General features: G+C 59.6%; 11 protein-coding genes. 8 read left to right on the top strand and 3 right to left on the bottom strand.

Going from position 1 to position 13,263, the window contains the following annotated elements; genetic code table 11:
- The first annotated feature begins 8 nt into the window (after nt 1–8).
- From A9995_RS06930 to copD, 3 genes are read left to right on the top strand one after another with little or no spacing between them, the layout of a single operon-like run.
- A complete protein-coding gene (locus A9995_RS06930; protein ID WP_082992540.1) occupies nt 9–1,052 on the top strand; it encodes a copper resistance protein B in 1,044 nt (347 codons plus the stop codon).
- Between the two features lie 17 nt (nt 1,053–1,069).
- Nucleotides 1,070–1,459 (top strand): copper homeostasis periplasmic binding protein CopC, encoded by a 390-nt coding sequence (copC, locus tag A9995_RS06925; RefSeq protein ID WP_067610715.1) that lies wholly within the window; start codon nt 1,070–1,072, stop codon nt 1,457–1,459.
- Between the two features lie 10 nt (nt 1,460–1,469).
- Nucleotides 1,470–2,390, top strand: coding sequence for a copper homeostasis membrane protein CopD (gene copD / locus A9995_RS06920; protein WP_067610713.1), 921 nt, complete (start codon nt 1,470–1,472; stop codon nt 2,388–2,390).
- A 195-nt stretch (nt 2,391–2,585) separates the two neighbouring features.
- On the opposite strand, the gene A9995_RS06915 is transcribed toward copD, so the two are convergent.
- The 3 genes from A9995_RS06915 to A9995_RS06905 form a co-directional block, all read right to left on the bottom strand.
- Nucleotides 2,586–3,116, bottom strand: a complete 531-nt coding sequence (locus A9995_RS06915) for an AAA family ATPase (protein WP_067610711.1) — start codon at nt 3,114–3,116, stop codon at nt 2,586–2,588.
- Nucleotides 3,117–3,292: 176 nt separating this feature from the next.
- Complete coding sequence (locus A9995_RS16575; protein ID WP_145916842.1) at nt 3,293–3,526, bottom strand: hypothetical protein; 234 nt, start codon at nt 3,524–3,526, stop codon at nt 3,293–3,295.
- A 413-nt stretch (nt 3,527–3,939) separates the two neighbouring features.
- The gene (locus A9995_RS06905) at nt 3,940–4,608 is read right to left on the bottom strand and encodes a PEPxxWA-CTERM sorting domain-containing protein (RefSeq protein WP_067610707.1); all 669 of its coding nucleotides are present in this window, start codon (nt 4,606–4,608) and stop codon (nt 3,940–3,942) included.
- 1,282 nt (nt 4,609–5,890) lie between these two features.
- Here A9995_RS06905 and A9995_RS17355 point away from each other — a divergent pair.
- From A9995_RS17355 to A9995_RS06885, 5 genes are all read left to right on the top strand, one after another.
- On the top strand, nt 5,891–6,310 hold the full coding sequence (locus A9995_RS17355; RefSeq protein ID WP_233998123.1) for a PEPxxWA-CTERM sorting domain-containing protein: 420 nt from the start codon (nt 5,891–5,893) through the stop codon (nt 6,308–6,310).
- 1,461 nt (nt 6,311–7,771) lie between these two features.
- Nucleotides 7,772–9,067, top strand: coding sequence for an acyl-CoA dehydrogenase family protein (locus tag A9995_RS06900; protein WP_067610705.1), 1,296 nt, complete (start codon nt 7,772–7,774; stop codon nt 9,065–9,067).
- Nucleotides 9,068–9,073: 6 nt separating this feature from the next.
- Nucleotides 9,074–10,549 carry an MFS transporter gene (locus tag A9995_RS06895; RefSeq protein WP_067610703.1) on the top strand — a complete coding sequence of 492 codons (1,476 nt, stop codon included), beginning with the start codon at nt 9,074–9,076 and terminating at the stop codon, nt 10,547–10,549.
- Between the two features lie 52 nt (nt 10,550–10,601).
- Entirely contained in the window at nt 10,602–12,032 is a 1,431-nt protein-coding gene (locus tag A9995_RS06890; protein WP_233998122.1) for an MFS transporter, read from the top strand.
- A gap of 23 nt (nt 12,033–12,055) precedes the next feature.
- On the top strand, nt 12,056–13,252 hold the full coding sequence (locus A9995_RS06885; RefSeq protein ID WP_067610699.1) for an acyl-CoA dehydrogenase family protein: 1,197 nt from the start codon (nt 12,056–12,058) through the stop codon (nt 13,250–13,252).
- Nucleotides 13,253–13,263: the final 11 nt, after the last annotated feature.

Below are 13,263 nucleotides of genomic sequence, written 5' to 3'. Positions count from 1 at the left end.
ATGCTCTAATGCTGCCCTTGCTCGGCAGCGCCTTGCTCGCGACACCGACACTGGCGCAGGACCACGGCACCATAGATCATGGGCAGCATGCGGGTCACGCCACGCCCGAGCAGTCCGAAACAGCGGAACCCGAAGCAACCACCACGGATCCGCACGCCGGTCACGCCTCTTCAGCGACTGGTTCGGCCGAACTTCCGAACTCCATGGACCACAGCCCGATCGACCACAGCACGATGGACCATCGCACCATGGACCACAGCGCTATGAACCACGGACAGATGGAGACATCAATCTCTCCCGGACCGGAGTTTGAGACCCCACCTCCACCAGAGGCGGGTAGCGGGCCACCTCGCGCTGCAGATGCGATTTGGGGTGCCGACGCTATGAGGGACTCCCGGCGCGATTTGCGCGAAACGCATGGCGATTTCTCCGTGTTCTGGTTTCAGGGAGACCGGCTTGAAGTGCAAATGCGGGAGGGCGACGACGGTTATCTTTGGGATCTACAAGGCTACTATGGTGGCCCGACCAGCCGGTTCTGGTTCAAAAGCGAAGGCGAAGGCCCTTTTGGCGAGCGGGTGGAGGACGCCGAGGTGCAGGCGCTTTACTCGCGTGCCGTCGCGCCTTTCTGGGACATCCAGGCTGGGTTGCGGCAGGACGTGGCGGGGCCAGACACCACTTATGCGGTGCTCGGAATCCAGGGTCTCGCTCCCTATCTTTTCGAGGTCGACGCAGCGCTGTTCGTCTCTCATCGCGGCGATGTAACCGCCCGGATCGAGGCCGAGGTCGATCAACGGATCACCCAGCGGCTCATCCTGCAACCGCGCGCCGAAGTAAGCCTGTCAGCACAGGACGTCCCGATGCTGGGCATCGGTTCAGGCATCGACAAGGTCGAGGCTGGTCTAAGGCTACGCTACGAAATCACCCGCGAGTTCGCCCCCTATATCGGTGTTGAGCAAAGCTGGCGGGTGGGTGGCAGCGCTGATTACGCGCGCGGTGCCGGAGAAGACCCGAGCGTTACAAGTTACGTCGCCGGCATCCGGTTTTGGTTTTGACGAGAAGGATTACACCCATGCGTTTTCAAGCACTCATTGGCGGCGTCGCCTTAGCCGCCGCGGCCCTCGCCGCTCCTTCAATTGCTCTGGCTCACGCCAAGGTGGTGGCTTCCAGTCCGGCGCAGGGATCCACCGTCGCCAGACCGCGCTCAGTAACACTAACCTTCAGCGAAGCGCTGCTTCCGCCCACGGCTGCAGCCAGCGTCGTCATGACGGCGATGCCTGGCGTCAAAAACCATGGGGAGATGGCAATCCGCAACTTCACAACCGGCTGGTCCAACGACAACAAGACGATGACTGTGAAGCTGCGCCAGCCGCTGCGTCCGGGAACATACGACGTGCGCTGGCAGGCTGCGGGTGCGGACGGTCATCGGATGAAGGGTTCGGTTACCTTTACCGTAGGCTGAGCGCGGCGCGATGGATGATTGGCTGCACCCGCTACTGCGGTTTGCGCATTATGCCCTGCTACTTGGCCTGTTCGGACTGTTAGCCTTCCGCGAACTGTGTCTCGGGAGGCTTGCTGCGACCGGAAGCCTGCCGGAGTTGCGTGGCATCGTCTTCACAGGCGCCATCGTTGCGCCGGTGATCTCCGCTGCGTTAATCCTCGTGGCGATTGCCGAAATGATGGGGCAGCAGGTCGCGGCGCTGGAGTGGGCGACAATCGAGGTCATGGTCGCGTCGACCAACTTGGGCTGGGCTTTCGCTGCGCGGCTTGCGCTGCTGATCGCCGCAATCGGTGCGCTGGCGTTGCCGCCGAAACCCTGGAGCCGGGCAGCAGCCGCTATACTCCTAGGCTTGGCCATAGCGACCCTGCCCTGGAGTGGTCACGCGGCCGCCAACGAGGGCGTGTTGGGCCTGTTGCACCGGCTGAACGACGCGCTGCACCTGCTGGCATCGGGGTTGTGGCTAGGCGCGATCGGATGGTTCGCGTATCTGGTTTTGGCTGCGCATCGACAGCCAGACCGCCCAGTTACGGCCACCTTGCTGGAAACAATGCACCGCTTTGCTCCATTGGGTGCGACGCTAGTGGGCATCGTCGCCGTGACCGGCATTTTGAACGCGCACCTCGTGTTCGGACTCGAGATGAGCATCGCGGTTTTAGGAACGCCCTACGGCGTTCTGCTGGCAATCAAGATCGCCTTGGTTGGCGCGATGCTTCTGTTCGCCGCGCGCAATGCGCGGCTCGGTCCTCGCGCCGCGCGGGAGAGCTTGGATGGACGGCTGACTGCTGCGTCGTTGCTGCCGCAACTACGCAGCAGCTTGCTTACCGAGTTGAGCTTGGCGGCGTTAGTGATCGGCTGCGTCGCCCTTCTAGGCTTGATGTCGCCCATGGCGTGAGAGCGCCCAATGGCTGCTTTTGAGTCGCTTCGAGAAATTCCGCTTCTGGCAAAATGGAGGCGATAGCTGCCCGGCAGGTTTAAGGATCGAGCCGCTCCGCCCCGAATGACTGAAAGTGGGGTGGTTTTGCGACGGTCGGGTTCAACTACCGAGCCGGAAAAAGCAGACACTCGGTCTAAGCGCGTCGCAAAATGGTTAGGTGAGATGGCGGAGAACGAAATCTGCTCGTTCCTCGACGCTGATTCTTGGAACGATGATCGTTTCGTAGTCAAGCTCTTGGTAGGCGATAGTAAGGCGATCATATTCCGAGATAGCCTCGTTCAGACTATGTTGCCGCTCATCATCGTTCACGTAGATTTCAGGCCAAGGAGGCACCAAGAAAACCTTTTCGTGATAACGCTCGAAGAACGCTAGCACTTCGTGTATTGATCGCCCTGTAACCTGCTGTAGAGCCACAGCAGCGTCCACCAAACCACGGTCGAAGAATACCCAACCGGTTTCATCTGCAGAACGCTTTTTGTCGGCACCCGCAATGTCGATAGCTCGCTTCGCGAATGCGGTCAGGTCGATCCAAGGCAGTGCTGTACCATCACCGCGCAACTCTTCTTCTACAATCTTACGACCTGGTTCGGGCACACCCACAAATCCTCTACGGCTCAGTTCCGCGAGGAGAGTCGATTTCCCGCCACCCGAACATCCGGAAAGTATGACGTGAAATGATCCCAAAGTACCTCTCCTTCAATGTCGGTTTTCGGGCAATGGTAGGGCAGCGCGCAACGTCGCAAATTAGGGTCGTTTCGCGACAGGCAGCTTTTGGTAACAATCTGACGATAGCAGCCTGGCCGGTTTTAGGGTCGTGACGACCCACTGGGAACGACGTGAATTGGGTGGGGAGCGGACGTTTAGCTTGGGACCAGAAAGGCTTGCTCAAGGCTATCGACGAGACCGCCCAGTTCCGTATCAGAGAGACGAGCCGGGGACTGCTCTTTTTTAGCCAGATAGGCGAAGGCGAACCATTCCTCGTTAGCGCCGAGCAGCACCACGACTTCCGAACCCCGTCGCTTACCTCTGATCCCATAGCCCGTCGCCGAAGATGCTTTGCATTTGATGTCCGTCACTTCGAACTGGCTCTGCATGATTGCACTCGCCGTCGTGCAAAAGGCTGGAGGCTGCGCAGGCAGGGAGGGAGTAGCAAGCCAGTAAGGCTCGGGTGAGGCGGTGGTGTCGGAGTGTCTGCTGCCCGCCTCTGGGGGTTGGCAGGAGGAAACGAGAATAGCCCCCCACCCAATTGAGAGGTTCAATGCCCGCCTCGAAAAGCCGAAGTTCCCCATTCGCCAAGTCTGCTCCCGAACGCGAATGGCCGCAAGTGGGTCGTTTGCTGCCATGCCGCTTTCAGCAGAGATAGAGGGCAAGCTGCCGGTCCGCTCCTACGTGTGCGCGCTCACGCTGCGAACGTCCAAAATTGGGGTGGCAAGCTGACACTCCGCCACACAGCAAAACGCCGCCAGCCTTTCGACCAACGGCGCTTGAGCTGATCTGAAAAGTGTAATCAGGCGTAGGAGACCGTAACCTTCCGCCTCCGCTTTGCAGAACGCATCGCGCCACCGACGAAGCCAAAGCCAAGCAGCATCATCGCCCACGTCGATGGCTCGGGCACCGCGCCAGCGCTGCCGATGCCGACCTGAATACCGTGCCAGTATTCGTCGAACGTGTCGGTGTAGGTGAGGCTGGTGAACGTCCCCGAGAATTTCAGGATACCGTGCAACTCGCCATCGCCGAACACCGTCGTGTTACCGTTGCTGACGACCGCCGTGCCGCAACCCCAGTATCCGCACCCATCGGAATGGACGGTGAACGGCGCATTGAAAGTTGCCGTCTGACCGTTCCAGCTGTTGAGCGCGAGGTAGATGTCGGTGACAGCCGATCCAAACACGATCGTCTTCGTTCCGCTGGTGCTGGTGGCGATAATGTCCAGTGGATCGGGCCCCGTGAAAGGGCCATCGCCGCTGGGGAACGGGTTCCAGTATTGAATACCGGCCCCACTGACCCGCGTCGGAGCGACGACATCGCCCGTGTAGGTTATGCCAACACCGCCGACCGTGCCCACGACAGTGTTCCCACCGGCTTGCGTCCAATCGGTCCAGATGATCGCCGCCGATGCGGCCTGTGGTAGGGCGAGCGCGAGTGTGCTGCCGATAAGTAGAAGTCCGTGTTTCATGTGCGTGCTCCCTTCTCCTAGCCCCCGCGCGATTCTTCGCGTCGGCAACTCGTTTACGCCCGTGAGAGAGTATTAACATGACTTAACCATCATCGCGAGTCTTGGTTTTCGCTGCTCACTCCGGGTTGGAAGTTGCCAAGCAGCAAGGCACCCGCAGCAAATACTTCCACTTCTTCAACGACGGGGTTCGGAGCATTGGCAATGGAAACAAAATCCTACTCTGGTCCAGTGCTTGGGGTTAACAGGCGAGCAGCTGAGAACGGCGCATATCTCATCGTAAGCGTAGTTCGATTAAATAGCAGCTTTCGGGAAACCAACTGGCTGACCGAGTGTCCACACATGGGTCGGTTGCTGAAGGGCAGGTCTTGGCTGAACACCGGGTAAAGCCGAACGTCGGCTTTCGGGTGCGCTTAACTGGGTGCAGCGTGACCGATATTGGGGTGGTAAGCGGACCAGCGTATCGCGCCTAGCCGGGCTTTAGAATTCTCAAGCCGACGTAATGATACTGGAGAAAAACCAAAACCGCACTGATTGGAAGCATGAAGAGTAGCTCAACCAAATTACCTTTTATGGCCGAGTAAATTCCGTAGGAAATAAGCAAAAGGGCCAACTCGGTCCCCCAAGCGAATACGCCATAGAGCTTTAGCTTCGCCGAGCACGCCGGACATTTGATCGGGTCAGAAAAGCGAGGGTAAGCGAAGGTGAAAAAGCTAATCCGTGAATTGCAGTTAGGACATTGTCTCATTTGGTTCCCGGCTCCCGCCAACTTGGATGCGCTGAGGCCAAGCAATCATATCCCCGTAAGTCGAGTTCGGCAAATGGGTCGCTAGCTGAAGGGCGGCTTTTTCCAGATCGCCGAGATTTCCTGCCTGTCTGCAAGCGACCCAATTCCGGGCATTCAGAGGAGCTGGCCTCTGACCTGTTTTTTTCAAACAGCGTGGCGGGTGACGCCTCACCAGGGCCTGGAAGCTCAGAAGCGATCTCTCGCTCGACCCCTCGCCTGTTCCTGAATGGGACATCCACTTCTAAGGATTCGCGCCGCGCCCGATAAGTAATCAAACCTACTTTGACTCGAATTTGAGTCGGACCGGTGGTGGAGCGAGATATGCGCAAGGCAGTTCTGATGGCGTTCGGTGCGTCGATTTGTGCGTTCGGGCTTTCAGCTCCAGCATCTGCCGCGCTTGTTCTCGGGAGCACTGATTGTGCCCTAGCGGATGTGACTCCGTCTGCAAGCGCATGTGGCGGCTGGTATAGAGGCAACCTGAACGGAGGCAGCCCAAAGATGAAAGCGGACTCCGCAACCGCTTTGAATGCGCTCCTTGGAACGAGCTATACCGGCCAAACTTTGACTTGGCTGGAGAATTTGGACAGCCTGAGTGGCAACAGCGTGAACTTTATGACGCCCCTATTTGGCGATACTGTGGTCAGCTTTCACGTTGGGGCGGCTCGTGGAAATCCTGCGGGTGTCGGATACCAGTCGACGGCCTTCTATCGTTTTGACGCCGGAAATGTCGCAGGTGGGTTTGGCAGCATTGGCTTTAATCTTGCCGGCCTCTCCAATTCCAGACTCTATTCGACGGGCACTGCTCCGGCAGTCCCTGAGCCCACCACATGGGCTATGATGCTGCTTGGTTTTGGCTTTGTTGGCGGTGCTATGCGGGCTGCAAAACGGCGTCAGAAAGTTACCGTCTCCTACGCTTGATTGGAACTCCAAGCGTATTGCAGAGCGCCGCTGATCGAAAGACTGGCGGCGTTTTGCTGTCCAGCAGGAATGTCAGCGAACCACCCCAGAATACGCCATTCGCGCTGAGATTTGCGCTTCCCGAAAGCTGACGGACAATGGAGCAAACCTTTGCAGACGTTCGGCGAACCAACGAGCGCTGACCGCTCCCTCGATCAACATTTGTGATCGCGCCAATACCGATCCCAGCGTGCTGCCCAGCCTCCGCTGACCATAGCGCAAGACAGATCACCGCCACGAGTAGACACGCACCAGGCTGCCATTCTGTTTCCGCCACCACCACCAACCGACAGACAACGCATCGTTGGACCTTCGACGGTGATGTGTCCGTGTGATGATCGACCCGTCGGCACTCCCACCAGCGACACTAATGCGTCTCGCGCGTCCTCGGCTGTCGCATCGGGGCAAGGATGGCCTACGCTACAGGTGCCGTCCATCTCACGTGCCGCAATGCCGGAAAGGCGAATGCGCGGTCCTTCCTCGCACCAGACCGGACCATCGCCATCCCATACCGCGACGGGTGTGCAATCGAAGGACTGACCAGCTGGGATGATGGCGATAGCGGCTAGGAGTGCGAGCATCTTCGCGATCTCCATCAGCTGTGAATGATTGGCAATCACAGACTTCGGATTACCGGTGCCATTCGACTCTAACTGGGTTGCCTGCGAAAGGCCTGCGCAGCTGGTAAGGGCTGTGCATGCAACGGTTGAAGCGATCAGGCCAATTGCGCATATCGTTCGGTAAGGACCGTTGTGAACCGCCAACGAACGCGCATAATGTTATGGCAGAGATTATGGCTGAACTGAAAGCTTCGTAAAAAAACAAATAGTATCAATCGTAATTAGCGGCCTCCGTCTCCGCCACTACTTTTTTGTTCCAGGCGGCCCAAGACCGTCCAGACCTACACGCTAGCCTTCACGATTCCGACATTTCCGAGTCCTACTCCTTCCAAGACGATCCGCCCTTGGCCAGATGCAAGTGGGGGGTAAATCGGGGGTAAGAAAAATCCGGATTCGGGGTATTGGATGCTGCCCGACAAAGCCGGGCGCGCAGCTAGCGCGAGGGACAAGGCATCCAGCTGACCGATAGCGGCGACGTGCGCATGGCTGTTTTATGGCAAGGGCGGTGGAAGCGAACGCTTTGCCAGAAGTCGCGCTCCAGGTCCTGCCGCACGAGGCACGGATTTCTTCCGGCGACTCTTCCAGACCACGCTTCGCCCTGCCGCGGACTATGGGCGATGCCTCTCGCGGATCATTGCCAACTGCAGCAAGCCCCCTTGGCCCGAACCGATTAATCTGGCCCCGAGAGGGCGCAATTATCGTGTTCTTTTGCGCGCATCGATCATGGCCCTTGTTCCTTTCTGAAAATTCGGTATGTTTTCTTCAAGAGCGTGGACCACCGCGCCAAAGCGGAGAGCGAACGATGGCGTGGGATTTCGAAACCGATCCAGAATTTCAGGAAAAGCTCGACTGGATGGATGAATTCGTCCGCGAGAAAGTGGAGCCGCTCGGATTGCTCGGCATCCATCCCTACGATGTGAAGAACGCTCGCCGCAATGAACTCGTTCGCCCGCTTCAGGACGAGGTGAGAAACAAGGGACTATGGGCTTGCCATCTTGGCCCCGAACTTGGCGGGCAGGGATATGGCCAGGTCAAACTCGGTCTGATGAATGAAATTCTGGGTGGGGCGAGCTTCGCGCCGATCGTCTTCGGCTGCCAGGCCCCTGATACCGGCAATGCGGAGATAATTGCGCACTACGGTACACCCGAGCAGAAAACGCGGTATCTCAACCCGCTGCTCGCGAACGAGATCGTCTCGGCGTTCTCCATGACCGAGCCGCAGGGCGGGTCCGATCCCACCAACTTCATTACCAAGGCCGAGCTCGACGGCAATCACTGGAAAATCAACGGCGAGAAATGGTTCTCGACCAACGGGAAGTGGGCCGATTTCCTGATCGTCATGGCCGTCACCGATCCCGAAGCAGCGCGGCACGAACGAATGAGCATGTTCATCGTGCCGGTCGATACGCCCGGCGTCGAAATCGTCCGCAACGTCGGAGTCTATGGACAGGAGAACGGCTCGGAGAGCTACATTCGCTACACCGACGTCCGCGTTCCGGCCGATCACCTCCTCGGCGAACAGGGCGGAGCTTTCGCCATTTCGCAGACCCGCCTTGGTGGCGGACGTGTTCACCATGCCATGCGCACGGTCGGCAATTGTCGTCGCCTGCTCGATGCTATGAGCCGCAGGGCGGTCAGCCGTAAGACGCGCACCGGTACGATCGCCGATTACCAGGCAGTGCAGATGCAGATCGCCGACAGCTATATCGAGCTGGAACAGTTCAAACTGTTTGTGCTCAAGACCGCGTGGATGATCGACAAATACCAGGATTATCGCAAGGTTCGCAAGGACATCGCCGCGATCAAAGCGCTGATGCCTAAGGTCTATCACGACATCGCGCACCGCTGCATCCACATCCACGGCTCGCTGGGTGTGTCGAACGAAATGCCCTTCGTCGGCAGCCTCATCGGCTCGATCGTGATGGGCATCGCCGATGGCCCAACCGAGGTCCACAAGGTCACGGTCGCCAAGCAACACCTGCGCCAATATCGCGATGTCGCCGATCCGATGTTCCCGGACTATTCGCTGATCGAACGCCGCGCGCGGGCGCAGGACATGTACGACCCGGTCGAGGAAATCGTAGAGGCGGCGGAGTAGGCGACCATGACGATACCCCCCATCACGCGCGGCCAGCGAATGAGCTACGGTTTCGGCGCGGTCGCGAACGGCATCAAGAACGCCGCATTTTCGACCTATCTGCTGCTGTTCTACAACCAGGTTCTCGGTGTGCCGGCTTCGATCGTGTCGATTGCGGTCGCGCTGACCCTGCTGGTGGATGCGGTGGCCGATCCTTTTCTCGGACGATGGTCCGACCTGACCCGCTCGCGTATCGGGCGCCGGCATCCGTTCATCCTGGGCTCCGCCCTGCCGACTGCATTTTTCTTTATCCTGGCGTGGTTCCCCCCGGACGGCCTTACTGACTTCCAGATGGGGGTGTGGATCTTCACGATCGCGTCGCTCACCCGCATGTCGATCAGTGCCTTCGAGATCCCGTCGAGCGCCATGAACCCCGAACTGACCGACGATTACTCCGAGCGGACCAAGCTGTTCGGCCTGCGCTATTGGTTCGGGTATGTCGGCACCTTCGGTTTCACCGCATTCTCGCTGGCCGTATTTTTCGTGGCCACACCCGAATTCGAACTCGGACAGCTCAACCCCGAAGGCTATGTGAAATTCGCCTGGCTCGGTGGCGCACTTATCTTCATCGCCATTCTGGTCTGCGGCCTCGGAACGTTGCGGCGCGTCCCCTATTTGCGCCAGCGCGACGAATTGGGAGAAGGCGCTACGCCGCCTTCCCATTTCAAGGAGATGTTCAGCGCTTTCCGCAACCGCGGCTTCCTTGCGATATTCGGCTTCGGCGTTTTCAAATACACCGCCATCGGCCTGTATGCAGCGACGACGCTCTATTTTGGGACGTATGTTTTCAAGTTGCAGGCGGGCGAGCTCGCGCTGCTCACCTTCGACAGTCTTGTCGCCGCTACCCTCGCCGCCCCGCTCGCGCCGAAGTTCTCGGCCTGGTTCGGCAAGCGCAACACGTCGATGTTCATGGCAATCGTCGGGATCACTCTGGGCCTGTCACCCCTGATATTGACCTATTTTGATCTGTTCTTCCGCCCTGGTGACGCGAGGCTGGTGCCGACCCTTTTCGTCATCGGTGCCGTTTACGGGGCGATGATCGCGGTCTCGCTGATCAACACCTCTTCCATGCTGGCGGATGTGGTGGAGGATCATGCGGTTCGCACCGGGCAGCATACGGCAGGCGTGTTCTTCGCTGCGTCCAGCTTCATGCAGCAATGCTCCACCGGCCTTGGTATCCTGGTCGCCGGCATCGTGCTCGAACTGGCGCAATTCCCGACCCAGGTGGATGTGTCGCAGGTCACCGTCGCGATGGAGAAGAGCCTGTTGATCCATTACATCCCCGCCTCTGCCGGGCTGTGGATCATCGGTTCGCTGTTCCTCTTCTTCTACCCAATCACCGAAGCGTCGCATCGCGATAACGTCGATCGGCTGCGCTCTCGCGAGGCCGAGGCGCGCGAACAGACGATCCGCGACGGCGCCTTTGGCTCGCCCGTAAGGTAACCTGAAAATGGTCGCAGATCCCTCCGCTCCCAAACTCGGCCTCGCGACCAAGATGGTCTATGGCTTCGGGTCGATCGGCTATGGCGTCAAGGACGTCGCCTTCCGGTCGTTCCTGCTGCTCTACTACAACCAGGTTGTCGGAGTGCGCGCCGAGCTCGTTTCCTTCGCCATCCTGGTCGCGCTGTGCGTGGACGCGATTTCCGACCCCATCGTCGGACAATGGTCCGACACCGCCCGGACCCGCTGGGGCCGCCGCCACCCCTTCATGTTCCTGAGCGCCATTCCGGCGGCCGGCAGCCTGCTGTTCCTGTTCTTTCCGCCCGACGGGCTGAGCGACATGCAGATCTTCTGGTACATCCTGGTGGTCGGTTGCTGCGTGCGGACCTTCATCACTTTCTTCGAGATCCCGAGCAGCGCGCTCGCCCCCGAACTGACGAGCGACTACGACGAGCGCACCTCCATCGCGAGCTTCCGCTACTTCTTCGCCTATCTGGGCGGCGTCGGTATGGCGTTCCTGACGCTGCTCGTGTTCCTGGCGCCGACGGAAGAATATCCTGTCGGCCAGCTCAACCCCGAGGGCTACCACACCTTCGCCATCGTCGGCGCGGCGGTCATGTTTGCCGCGATCCTGATCTCGAGCCTCGGTACGATCCACAGGGTGAAATATTTCCGCATGCCGCCGACGCCCGAGAAGATCGGCCCGATCAAGACGCTGGTGCAGATGAAAAGCACGTTCGGGCACAAGGGCTTCCTTGCGATACTTGCGTTCGGCGTTCTGAAGTACACCTCGGTCGGGATGACCTCGGCGTTGAGCATCTATTTCGGGACCTACCTCTGGGGTCTGAATTCTGCCCAGCTCGCCGTCCTCACGATCGATTCCCTGATCGGCGCCTTCCTCGCGATGTTCATCGCCCCCATCGCGTCGCGTAAAGTCGGCAAGCGCAACGCCGCACTTGGACTGGCCATCGTCGCGGTAGTTTTCGGCAGCCTGCCCTACATCCTTCGTCTGAGCGGCATTTTCTTCGAAAACGGCGACCCGCTCCTCGTCCCGGCCATCTTCATATTTTCCGCGATGTTCCAGATGTGCGGTGTCTCGTCCGCCATCCTGATCCACGCCATGGTGGGCGATGTAGTGGAGGAGAGCCAGCTGGCGACCGGTCGCCGCAGCGAAGGTCTGTTCTATGCGGCGAACACGCTGATGCAGAAAAGCACATCGGGCCTTGGGGTGTTCGCGGCGGGAATGCTGGTCTCACTGGTCGGGATCGCTCCGGGAATGAGCCCTGCCACCATCGATCCCGAAGTCCCGCGCATGCTTGCCCTGGCGTATGTGCCGACCCTCATCGTTCTCTACATCGGCGGCGCGGGTTTTCTCTTCGGCTACCGCATCGACCGTTCCACGCACGAAGCAAGTCTGGCGGAACTGGAAAAACGCGATCGTTCCGCCGCCCGCGATGCTGACGAAATCCCTCAACCGGCTCAATGACCCCCCAAACGCAGGAGTAAGCCATGGCCTCCCAGCCAAAGATCGACAGAAAAGATGATGCCGAAGCATTCCGCCTCGAGGTCCGCCAGTTCATAGCCGATACCTTTCCGGAAGAGCTGAAGAACCGCAGCGCGGGCGCAGGCCTCGACCCAACCGCCGAAACCCCGGCGCAAAAAATCTGGCGTGAAGCTGTCGGCGCGCGCGGCTGGGGCACGCCGACTTGGCCCAGGGAGTACGGCGGTGGCGGTTTGAACCGCAAGCAGGCGGGCATCATCAACGAGGATCTGGCAAAGGCCGGCGCCTACAATCCGATCGCCGGGATGGGCGTGATGATGTTCGGCCCGACGCTGCTGGAATACGGCAGCGAAAAGCAGAAGCAAGAGCACATCCCACCGATCTGTCGCGGCGAAATTCGCTGGTGTCAGGGTTATTCCGAACCCAACGCCGGATCCGATCTCGCCAATCTGCAAACCACGGCAGAGGACAAGGGCGACCACTATTTGGTCAACGGCCAGAAGACCTGGACCAGCGGCGGCCAATGGGCGGACAAGTGCTTTGCCATCGTCCGCACAGACCGGTCGGACAAGCACAAGGGCATCAGCTTCATGCTGATCGACATGGATACGCCCGGCATCGAAGTTCGCCCGATCAATATGATCAGCGGGACCAGCCCGTTCTGCGAGACCTTCTTCACCGATGTGAAGGTGCCCAAGGAGAACCTTGTAGGCGAGGAAGGCCAGGGTTGGACGATCGGCAAACGCCTGCTCCAGCACGAGCGGACCAATCTGTCGGGCGGCGGTGGCCGCGCGAGCGCCGGCCTTGCGGACATCGCCAAGAAGTACGGCGAGGTGGATGCCGATGGCAGGTTGGCCGATCCGGTCATGCGCAACCGGATCGCCAATTTCGAAATTCGCTGGAACAGCTTCCTGCTGACGGCGCGGCGCGCGGTCGAGGAATCCAAGGCTCTGGGCGGCGTCTCCGAAATCAGTTCCGCCCTGAAGAAGCTCGGGACGACACTCGGGCAGGAACGCGCCGAACTCGCCATCCAGATCATGGGGCTGCAGGGCCTGGGCTGGGAAGGCGATGAGTTCAGCGCTGCCGAACTCGGCGGGGTACGTGCCTGGCTCTATGGCAAGGCGACGACGATCTACGGCGGTTCGACCGAAATCCAGAACAACATCATCGCCAAGCGTGTGCTCGGCATGCTGGATCATCAATAAGCGCGACGGGA

It is taken from the genome of Erythrobacter sp. QSSC1-22B (genome assembly GCF_001678665.1).
Classification (GTDB): domain Bacteria; phylum Pseudomonadota; class Alphaproteobacteria; order Sphingomonadales; family Sphingomonadaceae; genus Qipengyuania.
The sequence above is the reverse complement of the archived record's forward strand: the minus strand, read 5'-3'. Positions and strand labels throughout refer to the sequence as shown.

Excerpts from the sequence above, each read along its gene's own strand:
- A9995_RS16575 (WP_145916842.1), bottom strand. The coding sequence starts at position 3,526 with ATGCAGAGCCAGTTCGAAGTGACGGACATCAAATGCAAAGCATCTTCG.
- A9995_RS17355 (WP_233998123.1), top strand. The coding sequence starts at position 5,891 with ATGAAAGCGGACTCCGCAACCGCTTTGAATGCGCTCCTTGGAACGAGC.
- A9995_RS06930 (WP_082992540.1), top strand. The coding sequence starts at position 9 with ATGCTGCCCTTGCTCGGCAGCGCCTTGCTCGCGACACCGACACTGGCG.
- copC (WP_067610715.1), top strand. The coding sequence starts at position 1,070 with ATGCGTTTTCAAGCACTCATTGGCGGCGTCGCCTTAGCCGCCGCGGCC.
- A9995_RS06890 (WP_233998122.1), top strand. The coding sequence starts at position 10,602 with ATGGTCTATGGCTTCGGGTCGATCGGCTATGGCGTCAAGGACGTCGCC.
- A9995_RS06885 (WP_067610699.1), top strand. The coding sequence starts at position 12,056 with ATGGCCTCCCAGCCAAAGATCGACAGAAAAGATGATGCCGAAGCATTC.
- A9995_RS06900 (WP_067610705.1), top strand. The coding sequence starts at position 7,772 with ATGGCGTGGGATTTCGAAACCGATCCAGAATTTCAGGAAAAGCTCGAC.
- copD (WP_067610713.1), top strand. The coding sequence starts at position 1,470 with ATGGATGATTGGCTGCACCCGCTACTGCGGTTTGCGCATTATGCCCTG.
- A9995_RS06905 (WP_067610707.1), bottom strand. The coding sequence starts at position 4,608 with ATGAAACACGGACTTCTACTTATCGGCAGCACACTCGCGCTCGCCCTA.
- A9995_RS06895 (WP_067610703.1), top strand. The coding sequence starts at position 9,074 with ATGACGATACCCCCCATCACGCGCGGCCAGCGAATGAGCTACGGTTTC.